The following is a 25325-nucleotide window of genomic DNA, read 5'->3' as shown; positions in this document are numbered from 1 at the left end:
GATTGAAATGCTTCACGTTTCTCTGAAACGCCTGGCCGCTTTATGCACGCTGGGAGCGCTTCTGAATGGTTCAGTTACATTACCTTTAGAAGCGAGGCCAGCCGTTCACGACGGTCCGCCCACAACCAACACTACCACAGCCCAATCCCCACTGAATGGGCTGGAAACCATCGAAAACGGTATCATCAAAGTGGGCGTCGATTCCCGCTACGGGGGAGCCATCTCGTACCTCGCCCCAATTGGCGGTCAGAACATGGTCAACAACTTCGACCCCGGACGCCAGTTTCAAATCTCCAATTACAGTGGCCCGGCCAATTACTCGCAGAACGGGCAACCCATGTGGTCGAGTATCGGCTGGAACCCGATTCAGGGTGGCGACTGGGCCGGTAACCCCTCCGAAGTTGTAGCCTTTCAGAAACAGGCCAACGAAATCTACGTTAAGACAATTGGTAAACAGTTTGCCCTCAACAACGTACCGGGCGAGGTGTACATTGAGCACTGGATTCGGCTGTCGGGGAATGTGGTAAAGGTGCACGCCAAAATCAGCCTTTTCCGCAGTGACCGCACCCAGTACGATGCCCGCTCGCAGGAACACCCCTGCCTCTTTATCAACCCGGCTTACAACAACGTGTACATGTATCAGGGCAATAGTCCCTATACCAATGGTCCGTTGACCCGCGTTGCTGCCCCAACTGAGCAGGAGTACGTTCGGCCCGTAACCGAGCCCTGGATGGCTGCCACCAACAACAGTGGTTTTGGCGTGGGTTTGTTCAAACGAAACAATTACCAGTGGACCAAAGGCTTTTTCGGCGACAACTTCAACAGTGGTGAATTTGGCTTCAGCTCGACCTACGTAGCTGCTTCCGACTTCGTTGTACTCGACCACAACATTGTACACGAGTGGGATTATGATCTGGTTGTGGGTTCTATCGACCAGATTCGGAACTATGTGTACAGCCAGCCACGCCTGGCCGCGAACATCAATTACCGGTTCGATGATCAGACGCGCAAAGGCTGGTACTACCACAAGGCGCAGGATACGGGCTGGCCAATCCAGAACAACCTGCACGTGATGGTGTCGAACAAATCAGAAGCGGCCATCAAATCACCCGTAGGTTTCTGGCGGGGCCGCGACAACAAGGTGATCTACCTGCGAGCGGCTTTCCAGGGGCAGTCGGACACGTACCGGATGATTTGGCGGCAACTGAACGACCGGGAGTTTATTCCGACCCCCGATCGGTACATTGACTTTCCGATTATCAACGACGGTCAGTTTCATACCTATGCTATTGACCTCAGCAAACGCAGCAGCTGGACGGATCAGGAGATTGTACAGTTTATGTTTGGGCCTCGTTACGACGGACCCGATGTGAATGGCTGGGTAAAAATCGAGTCGGTTACGACTGATCCGAACGCCACCCCGGTCGCAACGACTCCCCCCCCGACGTACACCAGCCCTACGCCTACCCCAACCGCGCCCATTACCAGTACTACGGGCCTGCAACTGCTACCCCCAGCTTACGACTGCAACACGGGGGCGCTCACGTTCAAAACCTCGGGCGGCAACGGCTCTACGATTGAATACATGGCGCTGGGCATCACAGGCTGGACTACCAATCCCAACCAAATTGTGGATGCGGCCATCCGGCAAGATCCCATGACCACTACGCTCAACCTGCAAGCGCGGCAGAGTGGAGTAGCCGTATCGTATGCGTTCCCATTCAAGGCGTACTGCTCAGGCACGGCTATCACAACGCCAATCGCGGTTAGCCCAACGCCAACTGCCCCAAGCGGTACCGGGCTGCAACTGGTTACTCCCGGCTATGATTGCAACACGGGGGCCCTCACCTTCAGAACGACCGGTGGCAACGGCTCTACAATTGAGTATATGGCTGTAGGCGTAACCGGCTGGACAACGAACCCGAATCAGGTGGTAGATGCAGGTATCCGGCAAGACCCAACGGCCAAAACGCTGGCGCTACAGGCTCGCCAAAACGGCATAACCGTATCGTACACGTTTGATTTCCGGGCGTATTGTGCAGGAGGCTCCACCACTGCCCCCCTGACTACCACTATTGCTGCCCCCATTACCAGCAGCACAGGCCTCCAACTGTTGGCACCGGCTTACGACTGCAACACGGGAGCGCTTACGTTCAAAACCTCGGGCGGCAACGGCTCTATCATTGAATACATGGCGCTAGGCATCACGGGCTGGACTACCAACCCCAACCAAATTGTGGATGCGGCCCTGCGGCAAGATCCCATGACCACCATGCTGACGTTACAGGCTCGGCAGAGCGGAGTGGCTGTCTCGTATTCATTTCCGTTCAAAGCGTACTGTTCGGGCACGCTTACTACCACCTCGCCGACGGTCTCTCCAAGTACTGTCGGCGGACTTAGTCCAACCACGGGAAGCACTTCGACAAGCCAATTGTTCCAGCTCATCATGCCTACCTATAACTGTCAGACGGGTCAGATAACGTTCCGTACGTCGGGCGGCAATGGGTCAACCATTGAGTACATGGCCATTGGCGTGACTGGCTGGACCACCAATCCAAACCAAACCGTTGATCTCGGTCTCCGGCTCGATCCGGGTTCAAAGCCCCTCACGCTGCAAGCCCGTCAGAACGGCGTAACGGTGAGCTACACCTTTGACTTCCGGGCGTACTGCGGCAACACAGCCGCCCGCGTGGCATCGTCGGAAGAAACACCATTAACGATTTCTGTCTGGGGTAACCCGGTCGTTGATCAGCTGGTGGTTGTGGTGGAAGGCTATACCGGCGAGACACTGGATTTCCGGATTGTGAACTACAATGGCGATGTGGTGTCTACCCGCACCCTCACGGGCAACGACCGCCCCGGTCAGCACGTGTTTGACCTGAGCAATCAGGATGCGGGGGTTCTGGTTATGCAGGTAAGCGATGGTACCCGTGCCACCTCGACCAAGATTATTAAGCAGTAAACAGAAGTTAACGTACAAGCTAAAACCTGTGAGGTCCAAATACCTCACAGGTTTTTTTTATTGCCGGTAGCGCTGCTCAAAATGATCAACATAACTGCTACCAACCGGAATTTCCCGCTGGCCAACGTACAGTTTAGACCGCTGAAACGAGCTGATTTTGTCCAGTGCAACGATAAACGATTTGTGGACCCAGCAAAACCGGTTCACCGGCAGTTTGGCTTCGATGGACTTCAGCGTTAGGCGGCTTAGCAGAGGGCGGGCTTGCCCGATCGTGTAGATTTTAACGTAGTCTTTAAGACCCTCCACGTACAAAATATCGAGCACAAACGGTTCGTCGTCGACCGCGATACAACGAAGTTTATGCATGATGGAGCTGGAGGGTTAGTACCATCCGAGACAGCCGGGTTTCGCAAAAAACCGGGAATAATCAGCAGAGGTAAGCTGATAAACACCAGCCAGCCTATGAGGTGAAACGGGGTCTGATACCGTTCGAGAAACTTCATACGCCAGTTTACAAACGTTTTCCGCTTCCCGTTGCCAAGTCCGGGCCTGTGCCGATCTAAACCCCTTCTTTGCCGACCAATTTTGGACTCGCCACGGCTATAGACTTCCCTGGGCATTGATCGACACAATACCTTATTTACTTGGCACTGCCCCTTGTCGGAAGGGCTGATATAACAAAAGCAGAGAAGCGACCCGTCTCCGGGTCGCTTCTCTGCACTATCCATACATTCATTATCCCATTTCGCCCAACGCCTTGTCAAATGGGGCTATCGTGATTAAGTCAGGTAGCTTATTAGCCTTACTTCTTATCCAGTAGCTGTTTGACGAGGGCGCGTAGTTGGTCAATTTCTTCTTTATGCTGAAGCTCTAACTGCTCAATGCGTTTCTGTTGTTGAATACTGTACAGCGTGAGTTCTTCTATCTTTTCCAGCAACTTGGCGTCCATTCTGGCTGGGTCAATACCGTCTTTGACAACCTCCTCTGCCGAGGGAATATTGGGTAAATGGCCATGCGCTTGTATAAACTGCTCAACCTGAGACAACGGCTTCAACGGATAGGTTTGGGAAAATACCTTATCACTCCATTGATTAACGTTGGTGATGCACAGACGATACGACGCCAGAACGGTTTCCCCCTGTTCATTAACGGTCAGGAATTGATCTGTTGCCCCCTGATACAGGGGGTTAGAAAGGTGCGCAAACTTGATTCGACCATTGTTTCGTAAATTAATCGTACCCCGAACATCAAGGGGGAATTGAGGAGAATCGGTACCAATCCCCACCGCAATACTGGTGTTGGTGGGGTCACCCAGCACAATAGCATTATTCAAGGCAACACGGGCGTTGGTGCCAATGGCAACCGTATTAACCAAATTATTGGCTGCAGCCTGACTGTTAAAGCCTAGCAGAATGTTCCCACTCCCAGTGGTAAGGGCGGAGCCTGAAGCAGGCCCGATGATGACATTATTGCTGCCAGTGGTGTTTCTCAGGCCAGCGATGTTGCCCAAAAATGTATTGTTCTGGCCGGTTGTCGTGTTCTTGCCTGCTTCAAACCCCACCATCGTATTGGTAGCCCCTGTTGTATTGGCATAACCAGCTTTAGAACCTATAAAGATATTTTTTGAAATGGTGTTATTAAAGCCAGCAGAGTCTCCGATGGCTATTGTATTATTACCCGTTTCGTTATTGTACCCGGCTCTAACGCCAACCGCTACATTACTGTTACCCGTTGTGATTCGCCGACCCACCGTAAACCCTACAAAGGTGTTGTAATCGCCACCTGTGTTGTCATAACCTGCATGTTCACCCACAAAAACGTTATAATTCCCTATTGTATTCGAAAAGCCCGCCTGACGCCCCGTGAATGTATTGGCCGTTCCTGTTGTATTAGTTTTGCCTGCATCACCACCAATGAATGTATTTACCGTGCCCGTCATAGTCGTATTACCAGCTGCAGGGCCAACCAATGTATTGTTTGATCCAGGGCTGGCCGAGTTAGCTGTATTTGCCACATAATTCGTCTGAGCCAGTGCCGTATGGCATAAAGCGAAAATCAGGAGAATAGACAACTTCTTCATACAAATAGCTGGTTAGTGGTTTTAGGAATTTTGCAACAACCTGATAGCTGTTTTTATGGAAAAGGTACCTACATTATACGTAGATCAAAAGAAAACTTATTTTTCGTAAATATTTCATAACCAACCTATTATACACATACAGACTATTTGCATACAAACAAAAAATAGGGTCTGACCTGAGTGAGCGTTTTGCAGTCACTTAGTATACTACAGTCTTAACTCGATCTGTACCGACGGTCGTGATGCGTAGGGCACGATTGCCTGTCACGGAAAAGTAGACTCAACAATACGTTGAAAGGGGCAACTACGTTTACGTCTGACGCAAATGAGTTTTTCAATACCCTATTAATGCGAAAGCCGCCCGTTGGGCGGCTTTCGCATTCTCTAAATCGCTGATTTGAGCAGCTTCTTACAAAATCAGGCCGCTTCGGCGTAACATAGCCTTGGGCGATGGCTCCCGGCCCCGGAACTTCTTGTACAGTTCCATTGGCTTCTCACTACCGCCTTTTTCGAGCACGTTCGCCCGGAATTTTTCGGCTACTTCGCGGCTGTTCAGGCCACCTTTTTCCTTGAAGGCTTCAAAGGCGTCGGCGTCGAGCACCTCCGACCATTTGTAGCTATAATAACCCGCCGAGTACCCACCAGCAAAAATGTGCGAGAACGCCGGGCTGAATGCGGTGCCTTTCACCGGGGGCAGCAACTGCACCAGCGAATCCACGCGGCTTTCTACTTCCGTTACCGACTCACCCGTGGGTTTCTGGCTATGCCAGTACATATCCACCAGGCCAAACCGGAGCTGACGCAGGTTGGCCATACCGGCCATAAAGTTTTGGCTGGCCCGAATCTTCTCCACCAGTTCGTTCGGAATTACCTCGCCGGTCTGGTAGTGTTTCGCAAACAGACGGAGTGCTTCGGGATCGTAGCACCAGTTTTCCATAACCTGCGAGGGCAGCTCCACAAAGTCGCGGGGTACGCTCGTTCCCGACAGGCTCTCGTACTGCCCATTGGCCAGCATACCATGCAGGGCATGACCAAACTCGTGGAACAGAGTAGTTACCTCGTAAAAGCTCAGCAGCGAAGGCTTGGTCTCGGTTGGGCGCGAGAAATTACAAACGTTTACGATGTGAGGCCGGATGTTTTGCCCGTTCACGATCTTCTGACCCTGTACGTCGTTCATCCAGGCACCGCTCCGCTTACCCGGCCGGGGGAAGTAATCACCATAGAACACCGAGATAAACTTACCGTCGCGGTCGAACACCTCGTAGGCCCGCACTTCGGAGTTGTACACCGGAATCGACTTATTCTCTTTAAACGTCAGGCCATACATCTTGTTAGCCACCGTAAAGACACCCTCCAGCACGTTTTCGAGCTTGAAGTACGGCTTCAGCGTCTCATCATCAAGGTCGTATTTCTCCTTCTTGAGTTTCTCCGAATAGTAGCTGTAGTCCCACTGCTCCACGCGGTCACCGGTGAAGCCATGCGCTTTCGCATAGGTGTTCAGCTCAGTCAATTGCTTCTCAGCAGCCGGCTTGGCGTACGCCACCAGTTCGTTCAGGAAGCTCTGTACCTTGTCTTTTGAACCGGCCATGCTCTCTTCCAGCACAAAATCAGCATGGGTTTTGTAGCCCAGCAGGTTGGCCCGCTCATAGCGCAGGTTGACCATTTTCTGAATAATGGTCGAGTTGTCGTTCTTATCACCACGGAAACCGCGCGAGTTGAACGCCATGAACAGCTTCTGGCGCAGCGCCCGGTTATCGGCATACTGCATGAACGGCCCGTAGCTGGGAGCCTGAAGGGTAAACATCCAGCCTTCTTTTCCCTTCTGCTTGGCCGTCGAGCGGGCCGCTTCACGGGCAAAATCAGGCAAACCGGCGAGGTCTTTCTCGTCGGTCACAAGCATCGAGTACTCGTTTGTCTCGTTCAGCACATTCTCACCAAACTGAAGCGACAATTGCGACAGCTCTTTGTCGATAGCACGCAGCCGGTCTTTGTCTTTGGCGCTCAGGTTGGCTCCGTTGCGGGCAAACCGCTTGTACGTTTTTTCGAGCAGCATCTGGCTCTCGGTATCGAGTTTCAGGCTGGCGCGGGTGTCGTACACGGCTTTGATACGGCCAAAGAGTTTTTCGTTGAGGGTGATGTCGTTACCGTACTCGGTCAGCAAAGGCGATGCCTCACGCACGATTCCCTGAAGCTCTGGCGTTGTTTCGGCACTGTTCAGGTTAAACAGAATCGAGACTGTACGGCCCAGCAGATCACCCGAGCGCTCAAGGGCAACAATCGTGTTTTCAAACGTTGGTTTGGCCGGGTTGGCTGCAATGGCATCAACCTCTTTACGGCCCTGTAACATCCCTTCCTTGATGGCGGGGAGATAATGCTCGTTCTTGATGAGCGCGAACGGGGCCGTTTGGTGGGGCGTTGAAAACGCCTGAAGAAGCGGATTTTGAGTCATACGATCAGAAGAGGTAGACGCCGACTTTGTTGCAGCACGGGCCGAAGTCGGCTGCGTGGTTGGGCTGACCGGGCGGCTGTTCTGCTGAGCCAAACCGGCATGAGTCAGCAAAGCCAGCGTAGCTACCGTGCTAACTTGTTTTCCAAATGGTAACATGTATGAAGCGTTTGTAGTGCATTTAAACCCTAAAATTACGGCATTTTGACCCGTCGGCGAATAGGCAACCCCCATTTTGGGATGAACGGTTGTCTCAGCCATTAAACGAAGGGGGCTTTGTCTCATCAAAGAGGTATTCCTGTACGTTAATACATCGAAAGTTAAATTTTTTCATTGAATTTTTACACATAAACACCTGAGCATCAGCTTGCCCTACCGAATCGCTTTGATTTGTATATTTTCATTTTGTCCTCAGACACAGTAGCTTTGGTCACCACAGGTAGCGTTGGGATTACCTAACAAGTCCACCACATTCTTTACACGATTGAATTTTATGAAAAAAGTCCTCGCCGTAGTACTCGGGTTATTGGCTTACGGAGCCAACGCCCAGGATTTTAAACCCTTTAAAGTAAATTCATCGCTGGGGTATGCCAAACCAATGGGTGCTGGCTCATCGGCCGGGATTCTGCTTTCGGTAGAACCTAAGTACGGTCTCAACGATCAGATTGATGTAGGTCTCCGTATCGAAGGGGCTTTTATGGCCCGCGCTGCCGAGATCGCCGGTGAAATGGCCGACTCAGAAATCAGCATTTCGTCGTCGTATGTACTCACGGGTACCTACATGCTGACCAACACGTACTTCCGACCCTACGTAGGTATTGGAGGTGGTCTGTATTCGGTGGGCAGCCTGAGCTTCAGTGAGAATTCATCTGACCTCGGCATAGGTGCATCGCGCAAGTTGGGAGCTATGGCGCGGGTTGGCTTCAAACTGGGCCATTTTAACATGGGCGTGGAGTATAACCTCGTTCCCACCACTAAATACACGGTTTCTATGATGAATGGGACCGTAGCCCCCGGCAAATCCAACAACTCGTACCTCGGCTTCAAGCTGGGATTCGACATCGGTGGAGGCTATTACGAGTAATTGATTCGAACAAGCCCAACCTACCCTGGCCGCTCCTGACACGCAGGGGCGGCTTTTTCTGTGCCCGGCCGAACCGAAGCCCCCCGTAATTTGTCGGTACAGTAAGATGCGGTATTTTTGCGCTTACGACTTTCTGACGAATGCCAACTATTGATCTGAACACGCTGCTGCGGCCCCATATCCTGACGCTCACGCCCTACTCGTCGGCCCGCGACGAGTACACCGGCAAGGAAGGAATTTTTCTGGATGCCAATGAAAATGCTCTCGGTTCGGCTACGGCCGGCCCTTACAACCGCTACCCCGACCCATATCAGGCGCTGATTAAGGAAAAGCTGGCCCCCATCAAAGGCGTGCGGCCCGGTCAGATTTTTCTGGGTAACGGTTCCGACGAACCCATCGACCTGCTGATTCGGGCCACCTGCCGCCCCGGTCACGACAGTGTCCTGATTATGCCCCCCACGTACGGCATGTACGAGGTATCGGCAACGATCAACGACATCCGTCAGATTCGGGTGCCCCTTACCCCCGACTTCGGCCTTGATGTAGAAGCCGTACTGGCCGCTATCGAGCCCGACACCAAGGTTATCTGGATCTGCTCGCCCAACAACCCGTCGGGGAATCAGCTCTCAGCCGACGCCATCCGGCAGGTACTCGAAGCCGCTACACACTCGCTCGTGGTCGTCGACGAAGCGTACATCGACTTTGCCGATGCCCCGTCCTGGACCGCCCAACTCGACCATTACCCCAATCTGGTGGTACTGCAAACCTTTTCGAAGGCCTGGGGCCTGGCCGCACTTCGGCTCGGTATGTGCTTTGCGTCGGAAGAGCTAATTGCGGTACTGAACAAGATTAAGCCACCGTACAACATCTCGGCCCCGACGCAGACCCTCGCCCTCGAAGCCCTCGATCACGTGGCCGATAAGGACGCCATGGTTCGGGAGATTCTGGCCGAGCGGGCTGTACTGGCCGATGCACTACGGGAATTGCCTATTGTGCAGCATGTGTACCCCTCCGACGCGAACTTTTTGCTCGTCCGGTTCGACAATGCTAAGGCAGTCTTCAACTATTTAATTGATAAACAAGTAATTGTCCGCGACCGTTCCAAAGTAAAATGGTGCGATGGCTGCCTGCGCATTACGGTAGGTACCCCGGCCGAAAACGCGGTACTTATGAGTCAGTTACAACAGTTTCAGGACGTTGGCCGTTTGACAGAAGACACCGGGGCCGTAACACACTGACACCGCCCCCACGGTCGCATCTCTATTACCGAATCTTTTTCTTTATGCAGAAATCCTTTCTGGTCGCTTTTGTGGCCCTCATGCTGGGGCTGTTTCCGGGTAGTCGGGCGGTAGCCCAATACAACAACTGGGCTGTTGGGTTCCGGCTAGGCGAACCCTCCGGTATTAATGTCCGCAAATATTTCCGCGACACTAAAGCGTTCGATCTTAACGTAGGGTCGTACGGAGGGCTTTATGGCAACACCCGTGAGTACCGGCAGGGACGTTACCGGAGTATTGGCCTCTCGGTGCAGGGGCACTATGTGTGGCACAACCGCCTGTTTGGCCGTGACAACCTGCGGGGCTACTACGGATTAGGTGGGCAGGTAAACCGCCGTCGGTACTACCCCGACAATCTGCGCGGACAACAGGTCGACTACATTGCCGAGATTTCGCTCGGTGGCTCAGCCATTGCGGGCCTGGAATATTTCGTACCCGACAAACCGTTTTCGGTCTTTCTGGAATCGGGTCTGTACGTGGAGGTGTTACCCGCTCCCCTGTTCATGAACGTACAGTCGGGCTTAGGGTTGCGGTACAATTTTTAGTCCCGCCCAAAAAACAGGAACTACGTAGTATAAAGGGTTGCACAAAGGCATACAAAGGCACGTGTGGTGCGACGATGCCTTTGTGCAACTCGGCGTTTGACCCCTCTCAACTAATGACCGCCGAAACCATTCTCTCTGCCCACGACCGGATTCGCTCGTACATTCACCGCACGCCCGTACTGACTAACCGCACTATTGATGCGCTGGCAGGGGCCGAACTACATTTCAAGTGCGAAAACTTCCAGAAAATTGGGGCGTTTAAGGCACGGGGGGGGCTTAATGCCGTTTTACAACTGGCTCCGCACGAGCTAAAATCGGGGGTCACCACCCACTCGTCGGGCAACCACGCACAAGCCATTGCGTACGCAGCCCGCGAGGTAGGTGCAAAAGCTTACATTGTGATGCCGCGCACGGCTCCGCAAGTCAAAAAAGATGCCGTTCGGGGATATGGAGCCGAGGTAATTGAGTGCGAACCCACCCTCGACGCCCGCGAACAGGGCGTAGCGGAGGTGATTGCCCGCACCGGGGCCACCATGATTCACCCCTTCGACGATGACCGGGTGATTGCCGGGCAGGCTACTGCAGCCAAAGAGTTGCTCGAAGACGCCACCGGCAACCGGCCGTTCAATTGGCTGCTGGCTCCCGTTGGGGGCGGGGGACTGTTGAGCGGCACAGCGCTCTCGGCGCATTATTTTGCACCGGGCACCCGCGTGCTGGCAGGCGAGCCCGAGGGGGCGGCCGACGCTATTTTGTCGTTTCAAAGCGGCCGGGTCGAGTCGGCTCCGTACATCAACACCATCGCCGACGGCCTGCTCACTACGCTTAGCGAACGGACTCTGGCTATTATCCAGCAGCACGTAACCGACATCAAAACCGTATCCGACCCGGAGATCATCGCGGCCATGCGGCTGATTTGGGAGCGCATGAAAATCATTATCGAACCTTCCTGCGCTGTACCACTGGCTGTTGTTTTAAAACATAAAGACCTATTTGCCGGTCAAAAAGTGGGAATTATCCTGACCGGCGGCAACGTTGACTTAGGGAAATTAGCTTTTTAGCGTTTATGGTTTTTGGTTTTTAGTTTCTCCAGATACCCAAACGGTACACTAAAAACCAAAAACGACAAACTATAAACCCATAACGAATTAGACATGTCACGAAAGATAAATATCGGCTTTGTTCAGATGGCCTGCTCCGACGATGTGGAGGCCAACGTGCAGAAAGCCATTGAGGGTGTTCGGGAGGCTGCTCGTAAGGGGGCACAGATCGTTTGTTTGCAGGAGCTGTTCCGGTCGCTGTACTTCTGCGATGTCGAAGATCACCACAATTTCAGCCTTGCCGAGTCGATTCCCGGCCCTACTACCGACCGCATGGCCGAGGTAGCCAAAGAGTGTGGCGTAGTGGTGGTGGCCTCGCTCTTCGAAAAGCGTGCACAGGGCCTGTATCACAACACCACGGCCGTGCTCGATGCCGATGGCACCTATCTCGGTAAGTACCGCAAAATGCACATTCCCGACGATCCGGGCTATTACGAGAAGTTTTACTTTACCCCCGGCGACCTGGGCTACAAGGTATTCGATACCAAAGTGGCCAAAATCGGGGTGTTGATCTGCTGGGATCAGTGGTACCCCGAAGCCGCCCGGATCACGTCGTTGATGGGGGCCGAGGTGTTGTTTTATCCCACGGCCATTGGCTGGGATACGACTGAACCCGACCCCAAAGCCAATGAGGAGCAGTATAGCGCCTGGCAAACCATTCAGCGGAGCCATGCCATTGCCAATGGGGTGCCGGTGGTGGCCGTGAACCGGGTTGGGCGTGAGGCCGATCAGCAGTTCTGGGGTGGCTCATTTGTGACCAATGCGTTCGGGTCCCTATTGTACGTAGCTCCACACGATAAAGAGATTGTGCACGTTCAGGAGATAGACCTCGATCAATCGGACCGGTACCGCACTACGTGGCCGTACTTCCGCGACCGGCGGATCGACTCCTACCAGCCCATTACCAAACGGTACATTGATGAGTAACCCCATGAAGATACTCCTTTTATCAACCGCCTTAGCCTCACTGGCTGGCGGTTTTTTCGTGCTGGACAAAGCCGGCATGATTGGTGGCCTCCCCGACCCCGTGGGGGTAAAACTACAGGGACAACTCCCCCCCCTTACCCCCTTACAGCCCACCCCCCGCGCCTTTTTCAGGCCCACTACCCGCAAAGGCTACTGGAACATCGACGTAGTGGGTGATTTTCAGTTACCGCCCACCAAAACCCTCATTTTCTCGGCCGCCGGTCGTAACCTACACGTCGATCAGAGTTGGGACAAACTGTTCCGTCGGGGTTTTTCGGCCATCGACCAAACCCGCATGGTGGGTGGCAGCGAGGTCTGGCGCGAGCCCGGCATGCCCCCGGCCAACTGGCGGAGCCGCCTGAAACCAAGTCAGCGGTCGCTCACCATTTACCGAAACTACTACATCGACGAGCCCTTTGCACTGGCATGGTCACGGGATAGCGAACTGGCCCGGCAAACCTGGTACCGCCGACCACCCAGCCACCCGCAAGCCCGCAAAACCATGTATCAGGCATCGTATGAGCTATGCGGGCAGTGCGTGAACTACGGCGATTGCCCACCGGGTACGCTCAAAAACACAAACGGCTTCATTTTCTTCGATCTGGAAAACGATGGTACGTCGGCCGGGAATCAGCAGGAGCATGCCAATATGTATGTGTACATGGCCAAAACCGTAAAGGAAAACACCATGCCGTACACCCAGATTGGCTCTATCACGCCGGTACCCCACAATAGTTTTGGCTATTCGCGTACGTCAGACTACACAGCCGGGCCTGAGTGGCTCTGGACTAAACCGGCTCAGCACACCGCAACCAGTCGTCAGCGCGGCATGCCCGACGACATCGTAGGGAAGTCTTTTTCCGACTACATGGATATTGCCATGCCCGGCACGTACTACCTCTACCCCGACTTCGATTACACGATTCCGCACCATGCCGACGATGCCCGGCACTGGCTGGCCTCGCTCGTGGGCGAGCAGGAGGTTAATATGGCTCTAACAAACAAGCGACGGGTAGCCTGGCAATGGCTATTCAACACCCAAAGCAGTGAGTTTGCCAATAGTGCCAAAGCCTCTAATGCAGCTCCACCCGCTATTGCCGAGGGTATGTCTATTTTCTACTGGTTCACAGGCGCTTACGGGGTGTTGTTCTGGGACGATCATAACCGACTGACGCCCAGCCAGCCTGTTCCGCGCGACCCGGCTTTACAGGGCCTCGGCGACGACCGTAACTATGCGTGTTACGAGCATTACCTGCACGGACTCTGGCGGTTGTTTAAGCATCACGGCGACCTGTTCAATGGGCGGGAGAAATACCTCAATCAGAATACCGAGTGCTCGTTCGACGGGGGGCAGACGTGGTACAAATACAACGCGAATCAACTCAAAACCAAGTCACTACCGTTTGTGCGGGCCATTGTCAACGGCGATCAGATTCTGGTCAGTGCAACCATGCCCTATGCTCAGGCCAACCAATCGACCCGGGTGCTGGTGCGTTATGTAGAAAACGGCTACCGGTTTTACAGTCAAATCCAGCTCCGGGGCGACGAAATCTACCTCGGCCGGGCGACGATGAGCCGGTAAGTGACCTCCAAAAACTTTCCCGATTCAGCGCGGGTTATAGCCTTCATGGAATCGAACGACAAATTGGACCGGATTGTAGAGGCCCGGATGAAACTCAAACGGCGTTTTGAAGAAAAAATGGTCAATACGCCGTCGATGTCGGACCAACTCGTGGGCCCCAATCGGGCGCGCGGTACCGGCCCGACCAACCGGCACGGCATGCCACAGGTGCCCGTTGGGCAAACCGTGACAACCAAATGGCCGGTGCTCGACCTTGGCTACCAACCGGCTATTCCGCTCGACAAGTGGCAACTCAACATTGATGGGGAAGTAAACAACCCCGTGCGGCTCAAATGGGCCGACTTTATGGAGCTGCCTCAGGTTGAAGACACGAGTGATTTTCACTGCGTGACAACCTGGTCGCGGCTCGATGTACCCTGGGTAGGCGTTCGGTTTATGGATTTGGCCGCCCTGGTTGATCCGAAAGGTACAGCAACCCACATTATGTGCTACGGCTACGATGGCTATTCGACCAATGTGACCCTGGAAGAAGCGCTCAAACCCGATGTGTTGCTGGTGCATACGGCCGATGGCCAACCACTCACCAAAGAACATGGCGGCCCCGTCAGGATGATTACTCCGCAACTCTATGCCTGGAAAGGCTCCAAATGGATTAAACGGATTGAATTTATGGCGAGCAACCGGCTGGGCTTCTGGGAAGAACGGGGCTACTCCGACACGGCTTACCCCTGGCGCAACGACCGGTATTCGTAATGCCAACGGGTGTCTTCAATAATCAAAACGGGCGTAAGCGATTGACATGTTGTCAACGACTTACGCCCGTTTTCTGAATATAGTACTCCGTACTGGACATTAGATGTTGGATAGTAGACGTTAGACCTCCCTACAGAATGGTAGTAAGTCTAACGTCCAGTGTCTGAAGTCCGAATGTCCAGTACTGAAAATATAGCAAACCTTACTTCGTCGCGTTGCCCTGAAGTTGATACAGAGACTTTGGGTTGGCCGTTGGCCGCTGGAAGACGTACCGGACCGATAAGCCGTAGCTCGCTCCGTTGCCCCGCGCCCGAATCACGGTTTCGCCAATAGGCTGATTGTTCACGTGATAAGCAACATCGGTTGCCAGTACTTCACCGAGCCCCCAGTTGCTCCGCGCAAACAGGCTTATGTCGAGCGTAGGCGACAGGCGCACCTGATACTCAGCACCCAGCTCTGCCAAAGCGGTGAGGCCGCTACCGGGCCGCGCCTGACTTACGAGCGTCATTTTACTACGGGCATCGTAACTAAGGTACCGATAACCGGTCACGGCCGAAGCTTCCGCGGTTGCGCTTGCGTTTGGCACAGCCCAGGCCCCTCCGGTAAGCCAGAAACCCGACCGATGCCAGTGGCGACTGGTGGTTAACAGCGCCCATTTGCCGCGTACAAAGGCACTTGCCTTGCCGGTACGCGTCTCGATTTCAACGGGCGGATAGGTATTGACACGAGCCTGATTATGTACCGGCGACAACGCCAGTCCGGCCTCCAGCGCCCATTTGTTGCGGTACGTGACCCCAACGCCAAGGCTCCCCCCCACTCGGGTCACGGGGCTTGCCGTCAGTAGGCCACCGAGCGATTGGTCGAGCTTACTGTTGTCGCGTCGAACAAATCCCTCGGTCATCAGATACCATTGCGGAGCCAGATAAGGGCCGTAGCGCATCTGCAACAGGTTTCTTTGATGCGTCTTTACCTGCTTACCGGCCTGATAATACTCTACAAGGCCCTGAGCCGACACGCTCAGAAGGGTGGAAAGGTAAAGAAGCACGAACGTAAACGTTTGTTTCATTGCCGCGTAGCGTTTTCGGTTGTTCCTTTAACCAGCTTAACTAGCTGAAAGTTAAGATTTTTTTGATTATTTCAAGCTTTCCATGAAATAATAACAGAGCATGTGGCAAATGGTCATGTGGGCGTCTTCGACCCGGCCGTAATGCTCTGACTCAATCACTAAAGCATGATGGGCTAACTCGGCCAGTTGCCCCCGCTTACCTCCAACTAACGCCACTGTTTTCAGGCCGTTATCGTTGGCCCAGCCAATCGCTTTCACAAGGTTGGGCGAGTTGCCGCTCACGCTCATCGTCAGTACCAGATCGCCAGGGCGGGCGTAGTTCTGCAACTGCCCGACAAACACATCGTCGTAACTGTAATCATTACCCAGAGCTGTCAGCCAGGCTACGTTGTCATTGAGCGACAGGCATCGAAACCGCTTGCCCAGCCCATCGCGCTGCACCCGGTCCGATGACCCCTTGCCCAAATCGGTGATAAAGTGAGACGCGTTGGCGGCACTTCCCCCGTTTCCGAAAACAAACAATTGGCGGTCGTTACGCCAGCAATCGGTCATTAGTTCGGCCACTTCGGCAACCTGAGCGAGCGGAATGGAATCGTACGCGTTTTTCTGTTGAGTCAGGTACTCGGCAAAATAGGTCATGGGAATAAGGAGTTAACAAACCGGTAGGCCCCGGCCGTTGAGGCATGGGGCGTTACCTGATAAAGCGTATGAATAATTGGGCCTAATGAGTCGGCCGAACGAAATTCAGAACAGCGCAAAGACATATCTGGTCCGAGCGATGTCATCTTGTTAAATAGGCCAGCCTTTTAGAGATGACATCTCGTTTAGAGAGATGTCATCTCTGGTTAAACAAGTCGGCTTTTAGAGATAACCGCCCGGCCCCGCTCTTTCCAAACAAGATGTCATCTCTCATGCCCTTACAGCATCGTGATGGCGCCAATAGGTACGGCTTCTTCACGGAGTTGTGCTCCAAAAACAAGCGGAGCTGGCCGGAAAGCGGGCATCACAAACCGTTCCAGCGCTGTTTTGACGGCCACCCGGAAGGGCTCACCAATGAGTGACAGCCCCCCGCCCAGCACAATCACCTGCGGGTGAAATAGATGTGTAACGTGCGATAACCCCAGCGCCAGCACCGAGCCTACCTGCTCAATGAGCATCTTGGCGACCGGGTCGCTTTTTTCGTAAGCAGGGTGCAGAAAACGGGCCTCGCCCCCAACCCGGCCTTCGTTTGTAGCGGCTTCTACCATCTGCCGCAGGGGCGAGTCGGTGGGGAGTTGCGGCAATAATTCGCGAATCTGCCGGTCCACGGCCCAACCCGAACAAGTCTCCTCCAGCGTTTGGCCCGGCGACGCTTCGCCCGACGTACCGACGCCCGGCGGCACTAACCACAGGTGCCCTAATTCGGCCTCACCCGGTAGAGCCCCGTGATAGATCTGCCCATCGACAATCATTCCCCCACCGATACCGCTGCCTACCGTCACGTAAAACACATGCCGATAGCCCCGGCCAGCCCCGTGCAGGGCTTCGCCCAAAGCGGCCACGTTGGCGTCGTTCTCCACCCGAATGGTCTGGGCCGCTGTTTGCTCTTCGAGCCAGCTTACCAGGTTAAGGCCAGCCCAGCCTTCAATCTGGTACGAGGTGCTAATCTGGCCGGTTTCGCTGTTGATAGGACCACCAAACCCCACACCCACCGCTGTAATGGGGGTATTGAGTTTTTTGAACGTCTGACTGATGTTAGCCAGAATCCCTTCGGCTCCTTTCGTTTTATCAACCTCGTACCGGAACCGCTCTTTCACCTGACCCGAACCGTCGGTGGCGAAGAGTTGCAGCTTGGTGCCGCCTATTTCAATGCCTACTTTCATCTGAATACCGAGTCAAAAATTCAATGTAGAATGTGTAGTGTAGCAAAAACTCAATGTATAATGTAGAATGAATGCACTGACAGTCAGCAGGAAAGGCTATTATCCATCCTTCATTTTACATTATACATTCACTTAAATAGTACACTTCACTTAAATAGCGTTTCGTTTACGCTCTTCGTTCTCTTTTCGGGTTACTAATGCCAGTTGCCCTCTACCAGCCGAACTAGCCCCTCGTAGGTCAACTGGGTAAAATCGTCAATAACCAGTTGAGCTTTGGCCACAGTGAGTTCGTCGCGGGTGTGGGTAGTAGCCAGGGCCACCACCGCCATACCAGCCCGCAAACCGGCCTCTATCCCCGAAAAAGCATCCTCGAACACCACACAGCGCTCAGGCGGCACGCCCAACTGCCGGGCTGCGGTGAGGTAAATCTCCGGGTCGGGTTTGCCCCGGCGCACCATCGACGCATCCACTACTGTCGGGAAATACGACCGAATACCCGCGCCATCGAGCGTAAAGGCGATATTACTCACCGGGGCCGACGTACCAACCGCCATGCGAACATTGTGCGCCTGAAGCGATTGCAGAAACGAAATCAAGCCCGGCGTAGGGGCCAGGTCGGGTGCGTACAAGGCCCGGTAGATTTCTTCTTTTTCCTCCGTCAGCGCCACAACCTCGTCGGGCAGCAGGTCGCGCTGCATCACGTAAGGCATCGAATCCGAAGCCACCCGACCATTGATATACCGGGCATATTGCTCGGGCGTGACCGTACGTTCGTAACGAGCCGCAAACTGTACCCACGAATCGGCATGGTAACGGTAATTGTCGACCAGCACACCGTCCATGTCAAACAAAGCTGCGATGGTAAAATCATTCATGCCGTAAAGGTAAACCCTGCGGCACAGAGTCGCACAGAACAGCTGCGTATTCGGGGGTGCTTTTCCGAAATTTTAGGCTGTAACGCACGCCAAGCCCTTTTCCGAAGCGTCAGTGTACCCTATCGGGCCGTCGGTTCGCCTGGCAAGGGCCGGTGTTTCTACTCATCGCTTTACTTGCCTTTACGGGCCAATACCCGTAATTTTGACCCTTTATCAAGTACAACCTGAACCGCATGACAGGCGCACCTACAGACGCTACCGAACGCCGTGACGACGAATCGTCGGCCCGTTCGCTGAATTTTATTGAGCAGATTGTCGAAGACGATCTGGCCAGTGGTAAACACGGTGGGCGGGTCCACACGCGCTTTCCGCCCGAACCCAATGGCTACCTGCACATCGGCCACGCCAAGTCTATCTGCCTCAATTTTGGGCTGGCCGACAAGTACGGCGGTCAGACGAACCTGCGCTTTGACGACACCAACCCAGTTACCGAAGATACCGAGTACGTTGAGTCGATCAAGGCCGATGTACGCTGGCTGGGTTTCGAGTGGGAGAACGAGTTTTACGCGTCTGACTACTTCGACAAGCTGTACGAATTTGCCGAGTCGCTCATTCAGAAGGGTCTGGCGTATGTAGATGATTCGACCTCGGAGGAGATTGCTGCCCAAAAAGGTAATCCAGCCGAGCCGGGCCAGGAAAGCCCCTACCGGAACCGGAGCATCGACGAAAACCTGGATTTATTCCGTCGGATGCGGGCGGGTGAGTTTCCCGATGGGGCTAAAGTGCTGCGAGCCAAAATCGACATGGCCTCGCCCAATATGCACTTCCGCGACCCGATTATTTACCGCATCAAACACGCACATCACCACCGCACCGGCGACAAGTGGTGCATTTACCCGATGTACGACTTCGCCCACGGGCAGTCGGATTCGATTGAAGAAATCACGCATTCGGTGTGTACGCTGGAGTTTATTCCGCACCGGCCGCTGTACGATTGGTTTATCGAAAAACTGGAGATTTTCCCCTCCAAACAGTACGAGTTTGCCCGCCTGAACCTGACGTACACCGTCATGAGCAAGCGGAAACTGCTGCAATTGGTTAACGAAGGTCACGTAACCGGCTGGGACGACCCTCGCATGCCCACCATTTCGGGCCTGCGTCGGCGTGGCTACACACCCGCCAGTATCCGAGAGTTTGCCGACCGGATTGGTATCGCCAAGCGCGAGAACATGATCGACGTGGGTCTGCTCGAGTTTTGCATTCGGGAAGAACTAAACAAAACCACCGACCGCGTAATGGCCGTGGTGGACGAGAACCCGATCAAACTCGTTATTACCAACTACCCCGAAGGCCAAACCGAAACGCTGCGCATCGAAAACAACCCCGAAGATGCGTCGGCTGGCGACCGTGAAGTGCCCTTTAGCCGCGAGGTGTACGTAGAACGGGACGACTTCATGGAAAACCCGCCGAAGAAATATTTCCGGCTGGCTCCGGGTCAGATGGTGCGGCTCAAAGGTGCGTACATCGTGCGGTGCGACGAGGTGGTCAAAGATGCCGATGGCACGGTGGTACAGCTGAACTGCACCTACATTCCAGAAAGCCGCAGCGGCTCCGACACCTCGGGGATCAACGTGAAAGGCACCATCCATTGGGTATCGGTACCGCACGCCAAAGAAGCCGAAGTTCGGTTGTACGACCGCCTGTTTACCGTCGAAGATCCGTCGGGTGAGGAAGGTGATTTCAAATCGTACATCAACCCCAACTCATTGCAGGTGGTTCGGGCGAAGGTTGAGCCGAACCTGAGCACCCGGCAGGTAGGCGACCGCGTGCAGTTCATGCGGAAGGGCTACTTCACCGTCGACCCTGACTCGACGGCCGATTTGCTCCTTTTCAACCGGACCGTAACCCTCAAAGACAGCTGGGGCAAAGAGGTTAAGAAAGGGTAATAATTGTCCCCATAAACATGAGTTATCCCGAATTTTAAAGTCCAGGTGTTTTTGGCTCAACGCCTGTTTTGATGCCCCGTAGGGGCCGAACATGGGTAGCAACCCGAGCATGGACCCAAGGCCAGAGCCCCGAAGGGGCGTAACCTTAAACAAGTTACGCCCCTTCGGGGCTCTGGTGTTCCGAGGAGACGTCTTTTCTATTAATATTGGGCCCCTGACGGGGCGGTCGAGTAAGGCATCTCCCCCTAACCTAAAATTCGGAATGAATCATGCTTTACAACCTGCCGACTTTAGAATAACGACTGTGTCAGGGTAAACAGTGGCTGCTTTGAAGCCTGTTCGTGGGCTACCGCTGGCAGCGTTTTCAGTGTATAGTGTCTGGTGGCTACTACCGCCATGGGCCACAGATTTTCAGGATGCATGGCCTTAATCTGCTTATGTGTCCAGCTTTGTTTCCCTTCGGCGTAGGGCAACAACCAGAAAAAGGCTTTCTGAAGGCTTTTGCCGTCTGGCGTTTCGTAGTGCCACAAGTCCATATTTAGGTTTTCGGCCAGTTGCGCGATACCGAAGAAGCCCTGCAAATTCATCACCGAGTAGTTCCACGAGAGTGTCCGCGCCAACTCGTGGGGCTGGCTTCCCTCGGGGGTCAGTTGGCTACCGATTCGTTTGTACGTCTTTTGCTCGATGATCTGCTTCGCCAGGGGCTTGTTGTCGGTGAATAACGCGTAGGCCACCGTTTGAAAATCGTAATACGTGCCGTGATTGTTGTGCTCGTCTTCTTCATCCTTACCAATTGGGCTAGTCAGCATCCAGTCCAGAAACTGGCGAAACCAACCCTGCAAAGCTTGGTGGTCAGCCGCTGACCAGGCCGACGACCCACGAATCAGCTGAACGGCATCGGCCAGAACAGCCAGCTCCCGGGAGTCAATCAGACCAATCCCCCTACCCTGCGTAATCCCCGGAATAGCCTGCCCAAAGTTCAGATTCGGGTTCATTTTGGTAGCGGGGTCCAGAAACCAGGCCCGCAGCAATTCGGCGGCCCGACGCGCGTATTTTTCATTGTCGGAGAAGTAGTACGCGATTGCCAGCGTCTGCACATCATTGCACAGGCCGTTCATGTAGGCATCGTCCTGAATGGCGTACCGTTCGGGGTTGATCTGCCCGTCTTTACGGATGTAGGGTAAACCGTCGGGCTTGGTGGAATCGGGCCACCAGTACGGCCCAACACTCATGTAATCGTGCTTATCACCGCTCGGAGGCACTTTGCTCTTATTCACCACCGAATACGTCGGCTTGGTCAACGTCTGGTCGGCCATTGCTAAAAACGCCTGCTGAGCCGCCTTCAAAACAGGGTCTCCCTGCCGAATCTTCGTCTTGTTGGCTTGCAACCGCTCTGCATTGAGCAGAAACGTAGTTGGCTTTCGGGGGTTCTGAGCGGACGTAGGCAAGCCAAGCAGCCAGAGAAATGCCAATCCGTAAAAGGCCAGTTTGTTCATAAGTTTTCGATCCATTCGTTCGGCGCGGGGTAGCGCCATAAAAAACCAGCGCAGAATTGATGGATATATCAACTCTGCGCTGGCTCTGGCAATACAATTAATTTACTTTCAGCCGCTTAATACTGATAGTCATAGTCCTGGCCGTGTTGTTGACGGCGTTGACGTACACATACGCGTTGTAAGCGCCATCGGCGGTTTTGACAAAGGCACCCTGATCGGCAGCAAACCCGAAGGCATAATCGGCCGCGCTGGGGAAGGTGGTTTGTTGCAGATCAATATCGTCGATATACAAATCAAAACCCGACGTACCCCGCAGTTGGGCGTCTTTTACATCCACACGCTTGTCGATAGCCGTACGCGTACGGGCCAAACCCGTCGGCAGGGTTACGTCTTTAAGATACTCCGGGTTCGACGGAGCCACAATGGCGTGCCCGAACGCGAAGTTACCGGTGCCCAGCGTAGGGCGGTAGATGTACACAAAATCGATTTTGTTGGCCAGATTGTTCTGCTCCACCTCGGCTTTGGTGTACACGGCCATGTCGGCAATCGACACGTAGGCTTTGGCCCCGTCGGCCAGCACGAGCGACCGGCGCATGTCCATATTGCTGATCCGGTACGTGGGCGACTGGAAACTCACCTCCTGCCCCGTCGACGAAGTACCGCTAAACCGAAACGATACATCTTTACCCTTGGCATCGGCCGTGGGGTAATAGAAGTAGCGCAGGGTCACGGCCTTGTTGCTCGTTGGCGAGTCGATGATACGGGCGGTCGAGAGGGCTCCGTTGGTAACGGTATCGGTGGCGGTTTGCACCGGCTGATCGACGCCCGTATTTCGGTTGGTAAACCACGAGAACCGGCTGAAACCGGTACCCGCCCCCCCGGCAATGGTGGCTTCGGCCCGCACGTTTTGCAGGTTCCCTTCGACGGTGCCGAGGGCGTAGGCAAACTCAATACGGTCGCCGACAACGGCGGGGCCGGTTGTTTTTTTAAGCAGATCGTTGCGCAGGGGGCCTTCGGGCGTCACCTTGTCGCTTTGGCAACCGGTTATCAGCAGCAGACTTCCCACCACCGCACCGATAGCATAACCTATTGTTTTCATGAGCTAAATCGGTTGAGGGGTTATTTCTGAAGCGTTACCGTGATGGTGTAGGTTTTCCGGACTTTCCGGTTGCCCGACACCACCGTGTACTGTTTGGGCTCGGTAAAGTCCGTCCAGACACCCATGTTTGGTTCCACAATGGCATCGGTCACCACGCTGCAATACGGTTTCACCCGCTGCATATTGGTACCAAACCGAGCTACGGCTTTCACGGTCAGGGCCGTGGTATCAATCACCGTTTGGCCACTCACCAGCACCGTGCGGTGGTCAGAGCCCAACAGGTCGAAAAAGGTCATAAAGCACTGGGAACGCCCGGTAATGAGCAAGCCCGATTCGTCGACGGGTTCTTCCGCACACGAAAGCAAACCGACCACCGTCAACAGGCTCATCAATTTGATCAAAATACTTTTTTTCATCATTTCAGTAGAAAGCATCAGTTTATAACCAGGGCTCGTTCTGCACAATTTTGGGGTTCACCTCGATCTCGCCCGTCGGAATCTGGAAGATGTAAAACCGCTGGTAGTTCCGGTCCGGTGCGTTCACAAACTCGTCGCGCACCCGCGTCCCCTGCGTATCGAACAAGACCTGCCCGCCCGGCATTGGCCAGATTTCCTCTACTTTTTTCCAGCGCCGGATGTCGAAGAAACGGTGTCCTTCGCCCACCAGCTCAATAATCCGCTCCTGCTCAATGGCCTTGAAGAACTCGTCGCGGCTGGCAAATTTGGCCCGGTTGAGTGGGGGCAGGTTACCCCGCCGGCGAATCCGGTCGAGCAGCGTAAACGTCTCGGGTGTGGGGCCGCTCAGTTCGTTGACAGCCTCGGCGTACATCAGCCACACATCAGGCAAACGCATGAGGTACATATCCTGCGGCCCATCGCTCCGGCCGATGCCCCCCGTCTGGCGTACCCACTTCCGGAAAATATAGCCCGAGGGCGCACCGTCGTAGTTGATATACGTGACCCCATCGCGGCTACCGAACCGGAACGGAATGCTGTCGAGTACGTTCAGGCCGTCGGTCGAGAGCCGGAGCATTTTCTGCTCATCCCAGAGCATGGTGGCCCGCATCCGATAGTCGCGGCCGGCGTAGGAACGGGGGTTGGTGGCGCTGTTGACCTGCGTGGTGTTGCGGCTGAGCACGAGCGGGGGCGCAAAGTCGCCCGTTGCTATCAGCTGGTAGCGATTGGCCAGCCGGAACGTGGGCGCTACCCAGCACTGAGCGTTGCCGGTGTTGCGGGTGCCAAAGTCACGCATCATTTCCTCGCCCTGACTCAGCAGCGGGCCACCAAACTGCACCGAGAAGATAATTTCGGGGTCGTACTCGTTGAAATACTGGAACAGATGCCAGTAGTTCGGGTTGTCGGCCGGGCCGGGCTCCCCATTCCGAAACAGAGGAATGTTTTTGTCGATGACCTTTTTGAAATCGGCAGCCGCGGCCGTGTAGTGCTTCTGCGCTTCGGAGCCATTCCCGGCGTTTTTCATCCAGCAGGCCCAGAACAGATTCACCTTGCCGCTAAACGACCACGCAGCCAGTTTGGTAGCCCGGCCGAGGTTGTCGCCCGTATAGGTTTCGGGCAGCACGGTTGCCGCATAGGCCAGGTCGGCCAGAATCGAATCTTTCACGGCGGCACGCGGGGTGCGCGTCAGGCTGAAGGCTTCCGTGTTACCGTCGAGCTTTTTGGTAAAGAACGGCACATCGCCCCACAAATCGATCAGGCGGAAATAGTTGAGCGCGCGCAGAAACCGGGTTTCGGCCACGAGCCGATCCATCAGGGCCAAATCGGCCGGGGCAGTCAGTGTTTTCCGCAGCGCGCCGATGTTTTGCAACACGTAGTTGGCCCGGTTGATGGTCCGGTAGCAATCGCTCCAGAGAAACCCGAAGTTACCGCTCGAGCCAATGGGGCCAGGGTTATAGGTACCCTGCCCGTTGCTGGTGCCCCGAGTATTGACAAACTCACCCGCTCCGTCGAAGTAATAGTCACGGTCGAAGGTGGTCCGGTTGGCGTCGTACACCCCGTTGACGGCAAAAATGGCGTCGTCGGTGGTTTTCCAGAACAGGTCAGACGAAAGCTGGGTTGTCGGAACCTGATCGAGCAGGTCTTCCGTACAGGCGGTCACAAACAGGGCCAGCCCAACCAGCAGGTATATAGGAGAAAATCGTTTCATGGATGATAGACCAAACATCGGGATGA

The 25325-nt window shown here is 54.5% G+C and carries 20 protein-coding genes; 9 read left to right on the top strand and 11 right to left on the bottom strand.

What is annotated here, in order from left to right:
* The first annotated feature begins 7 nt into the window (after positions 1-7).
* On the top strand, positions 8-2962 hold the full coding sequence (locus F5984_RS04505; protein WP_152123035.1) for a T9SS type A sorting domain-containing protein: 2955 nt from the start codon (positions 8-10) through the stop codon (positions 2960-2962).
* Between the two features lie 57 nt (positions 2963-3019).
* On the opposite strand, the gene F5984_RS04500 is transcribed toward F5984_RS04505, so the two are convergent.
* The 3 genes from F5984_RS04500 to F5984_RS04490 form a co-directional block, all read right to left on the bottom strand.
* Entirely contained in the window at positions 3020-3328 is a 309-nt protein-coding gene (locus tag F5984_RS04500) for a LytR/AlgR family response regulator transcription factor (protein ID WP_152123034.1), read from the bottom strand.
* 436 nt (positions 3329-3764) lie between these two features.
* Positions 3765-5042: an autotransporter outer membrane beta-barrel domain-containing protein gene (locus F5984_RS04495; RefSeq protein ID WP_152123033.1), complete on the bottom strand. Its 1278-nt coding sequence runs from the start codon at positions 5040-5042 to the stop codon at positions 3765-3767.
* A 409-nt stretch (positions 5043-5451) separates the two neighbouring features.
* Positions 5452-7491: a M3 family metallopeptidase gene (locus F5984_RS04490; protein ID WP_185155422.1), complete on the bottom strand. Its 2040-nt coding sequence runs from the start codon at positions 7489-7491 to the stop codon at positions 5452-5454.
* A 490-nt stretch (positions 7492-7981) separates the two neighbouring features.
* Between F5984_RS04490 and F5984_RS04485 the strand changes: the two genes are divergently transcribed.
* The 7 genes from F5984_RS04485 (at position 7982) to F5984_RS04455 (ending at position 14792) form a co-directional block, all read left to right on the top strand.
* On the top strand, positions 7982-8572 hold the full coding sequence (locus F5984_RS04485; protein WP_152123031.1) for an outer membrane beta-barrel protein: 591 nt from the start codon (positions 7982-7984) through the stop codon (positions 8570-8572).
* Positions 8573-8712: 140 nt separating this feature from the next.
* Positions 8713-9810, top strand: coding sequence for a histidinol-phosphate transaminase (gene hisC / locus F5984_RS04480; RefSeq protein WP_152123030.1), 1098 nt, complete (start codon positions 8713-8715; stop codon positions 9808-9810).
* A gap of 44 nt (positions 9811-9854) precedes the next feature.
* Complete coding sequence (locus F5984_RS04475) at positions 9855-10394, top strand: hypothetical protein (RefSeq protein WP_152123029.1); 540 nt, start codon at positions 9855-9857, stop codon at positions 10392-10394.
* A 113-nt stretch (positions 10395-10507) separates the two neighbouring features.
* The gene (locus tag F5984_RS04470; protein WP_152123028.1) at positions 10508-11452 is read left to right on the top strand and encodes a threonine ammonia-lyase; all 945 of its coding nucleotides are present in this window, start codon (positions 10508-10510) and stop codon (positions 11450-11452) included.
* Positions 11453-11545: 93 nt separating this feature from the next.
* Complete coding sequence (locus F5984_RS04465) at positions 11546-12418, top strand: carbon-nitrogen hydrolase (RefSeq protein WP_152123027.1); 873 nt, start codon at positions 11546-11548, stop codon at positions 12416-12418.
* Positions 12419-12422: 4 nt separating this feature from the next.
* The gene (locus F5984_RS04460) at positions 12423-14039 is read left to right on the top strand and encodes a hypothetical protein (protein WP_246168819.1); all 1617 of its coding nucleotides are present in this window, start codon (positions 12423-12425) and stop codon (positions 14037-14039) included.
* A gap of 45 nt (positions 14040-14084) precedes the next feature.
* Complete coding sequence (locus F5984_RS04455) at positions 14085-14792, top strand: sulfite oxidase-like oxidoreductase (protein WP_152123025.1); 708 nt, start codon at positions 14085-14087, stop codon at positions 14790-14792.
* Positions 14793-14994: 202 nt separating this feature from the next.
* On the opposite strand, the gene F5984_RS04450 is transcribed toward F5984_RS04455, so the two are convergent.
* From F5984_RS04450 to F5984_RS04435, 4 genes are all read right to left on the bottom strand, one after another.
* Positions 14995-15858 carry a hypothetical protein gene (locus F5984_RS04450; RefSeq protein ID WP_152123024.1) on the bottom strand — a complete coding sequence of 288 codons (864 nt, stop codon included), beginning with the start codon at positions 15856-15858 and terminating at the stop codon, positions 14995-14997.
* 66 nt (positions 15859-15924) lie between these two features.
* Positions 15925-16497 (bottom strand): D-sedoheptulose-7-phosphate isomerase, encoded by a 573-nt coding sequence (locus tag F5984_RS04445; protein ID WP_185155415.1) that lies wholly within the window; start codon positions 16495-16497, stop codon positions 15925-15927.
* A 278-nt stretch (positions 16498-16775) separates the two neighbouring features.
* On the bottom strand, positions 16776-17720 hold the full coding sequence (locus F5984_RS04440) for an ROK family protein (RefSeq protein ID WP_152123022.1): 945 nt from the start codon (positions 17718-17720) through the stop codon (positions 16776-16778).
* 194 nt (positions 17721-17914) lie between these two features.
* Positions 17915-18595 carry an HAD family hydrolase gene (locus F5984_RS04435; protein ID WP_152123021.1) on the bottom strand — a complete coding sequence of 227 codons (681 nt, stop codon included), beginning with the start codon at positions 18593-18595 and terminating at the stop codon, positions 17915-17917.
* Positions 18596-18828: 233 nt separating this feature from the next.
* Between F5984_RS04435 and F5984_RS04430 the strand changes: the two genes are divergently transcribed.
* Positions 18829-20541: a glutamine--tRNA ligase/YqeY domain fusion protein gene (locus F5984_RS04430; protein ID WP_152123020.1), complete on the top strand. Its 1713-nt coding sequence runs from the start codon at positions 18829-18831 to the stop codon at positions 20539-20541.
* A 290-nt stretch (positions 20542-20831) separates the two neighbouring features.
* Here the strand turns inward: F5984_RS04430 and F5984_RS04425 are convergent, their stop codons facing one another.
* The 4 genes from F5984_RS04425 to F5984_RS04410 form a co-directional block, all read right to left on the bottom strand.
* Positions 20832-22052 (bottom strand): alginate lyase family protein, encoded by a 1221-nt coding sequence (locus F5984_RS04425; RefSeq protein ID WP_246168818.1) that lies wholly within the window; start codon positions 22050-22052, stop codon positions 20832-20834.
* 82 nt (positions 22053-22134) lie between these two features.
* Complete coding sequence (locus tag F5984_RS04420; RefSeq protein ID WP_152123019.1) at positions 22135-23136, bottom strand: DUF4466 family protein; 1002 nt, start codon at positions 23134-23136, stop codon at positions 22135-22137.
* Between the two features lie 20 nt (positions 23137-23156).
* A complete protein-coding gene (locus F5984_RS04415) occupies positions 23157-23552 on the bottom strand; it encodes a DUF5018 domain-containing protein (protein ID WP_246168816.1) in 396 nt (131 codons plus the stop codon).
* 22 nt (positions 23553-23574) lie between these two features.
* Positions 23575-25299 carry a RagB/SusD family nutrient uptake outer membrane protein gene (locus F5984_RS04410; RefSeq protein ID WP_152123018.1) on the bottom strand — a complete coding sequence of 575 codons (1725 nt, stop codon included), beginning with the start codon at positions 25297-25299 and terminating at the stop codon, positions 23575-23577.
* Between the last annotated feature and the right edge of the window lie 26 nt (positions 25300-25325).

It is taken from the genome of Rudanella paleaurantiibacter (assembly GCF_009184635.1).
Classification (GTDB): domain Bacteria; phylum Bacteroidota; class Bacteroidia; order Cytophagales; family Spirosomataceae; genus Rudanella; species Rudanella paleaurantiibacter.
This window is presented reverse-complemented; position numbering and strand designations above follow the sequence as displayed.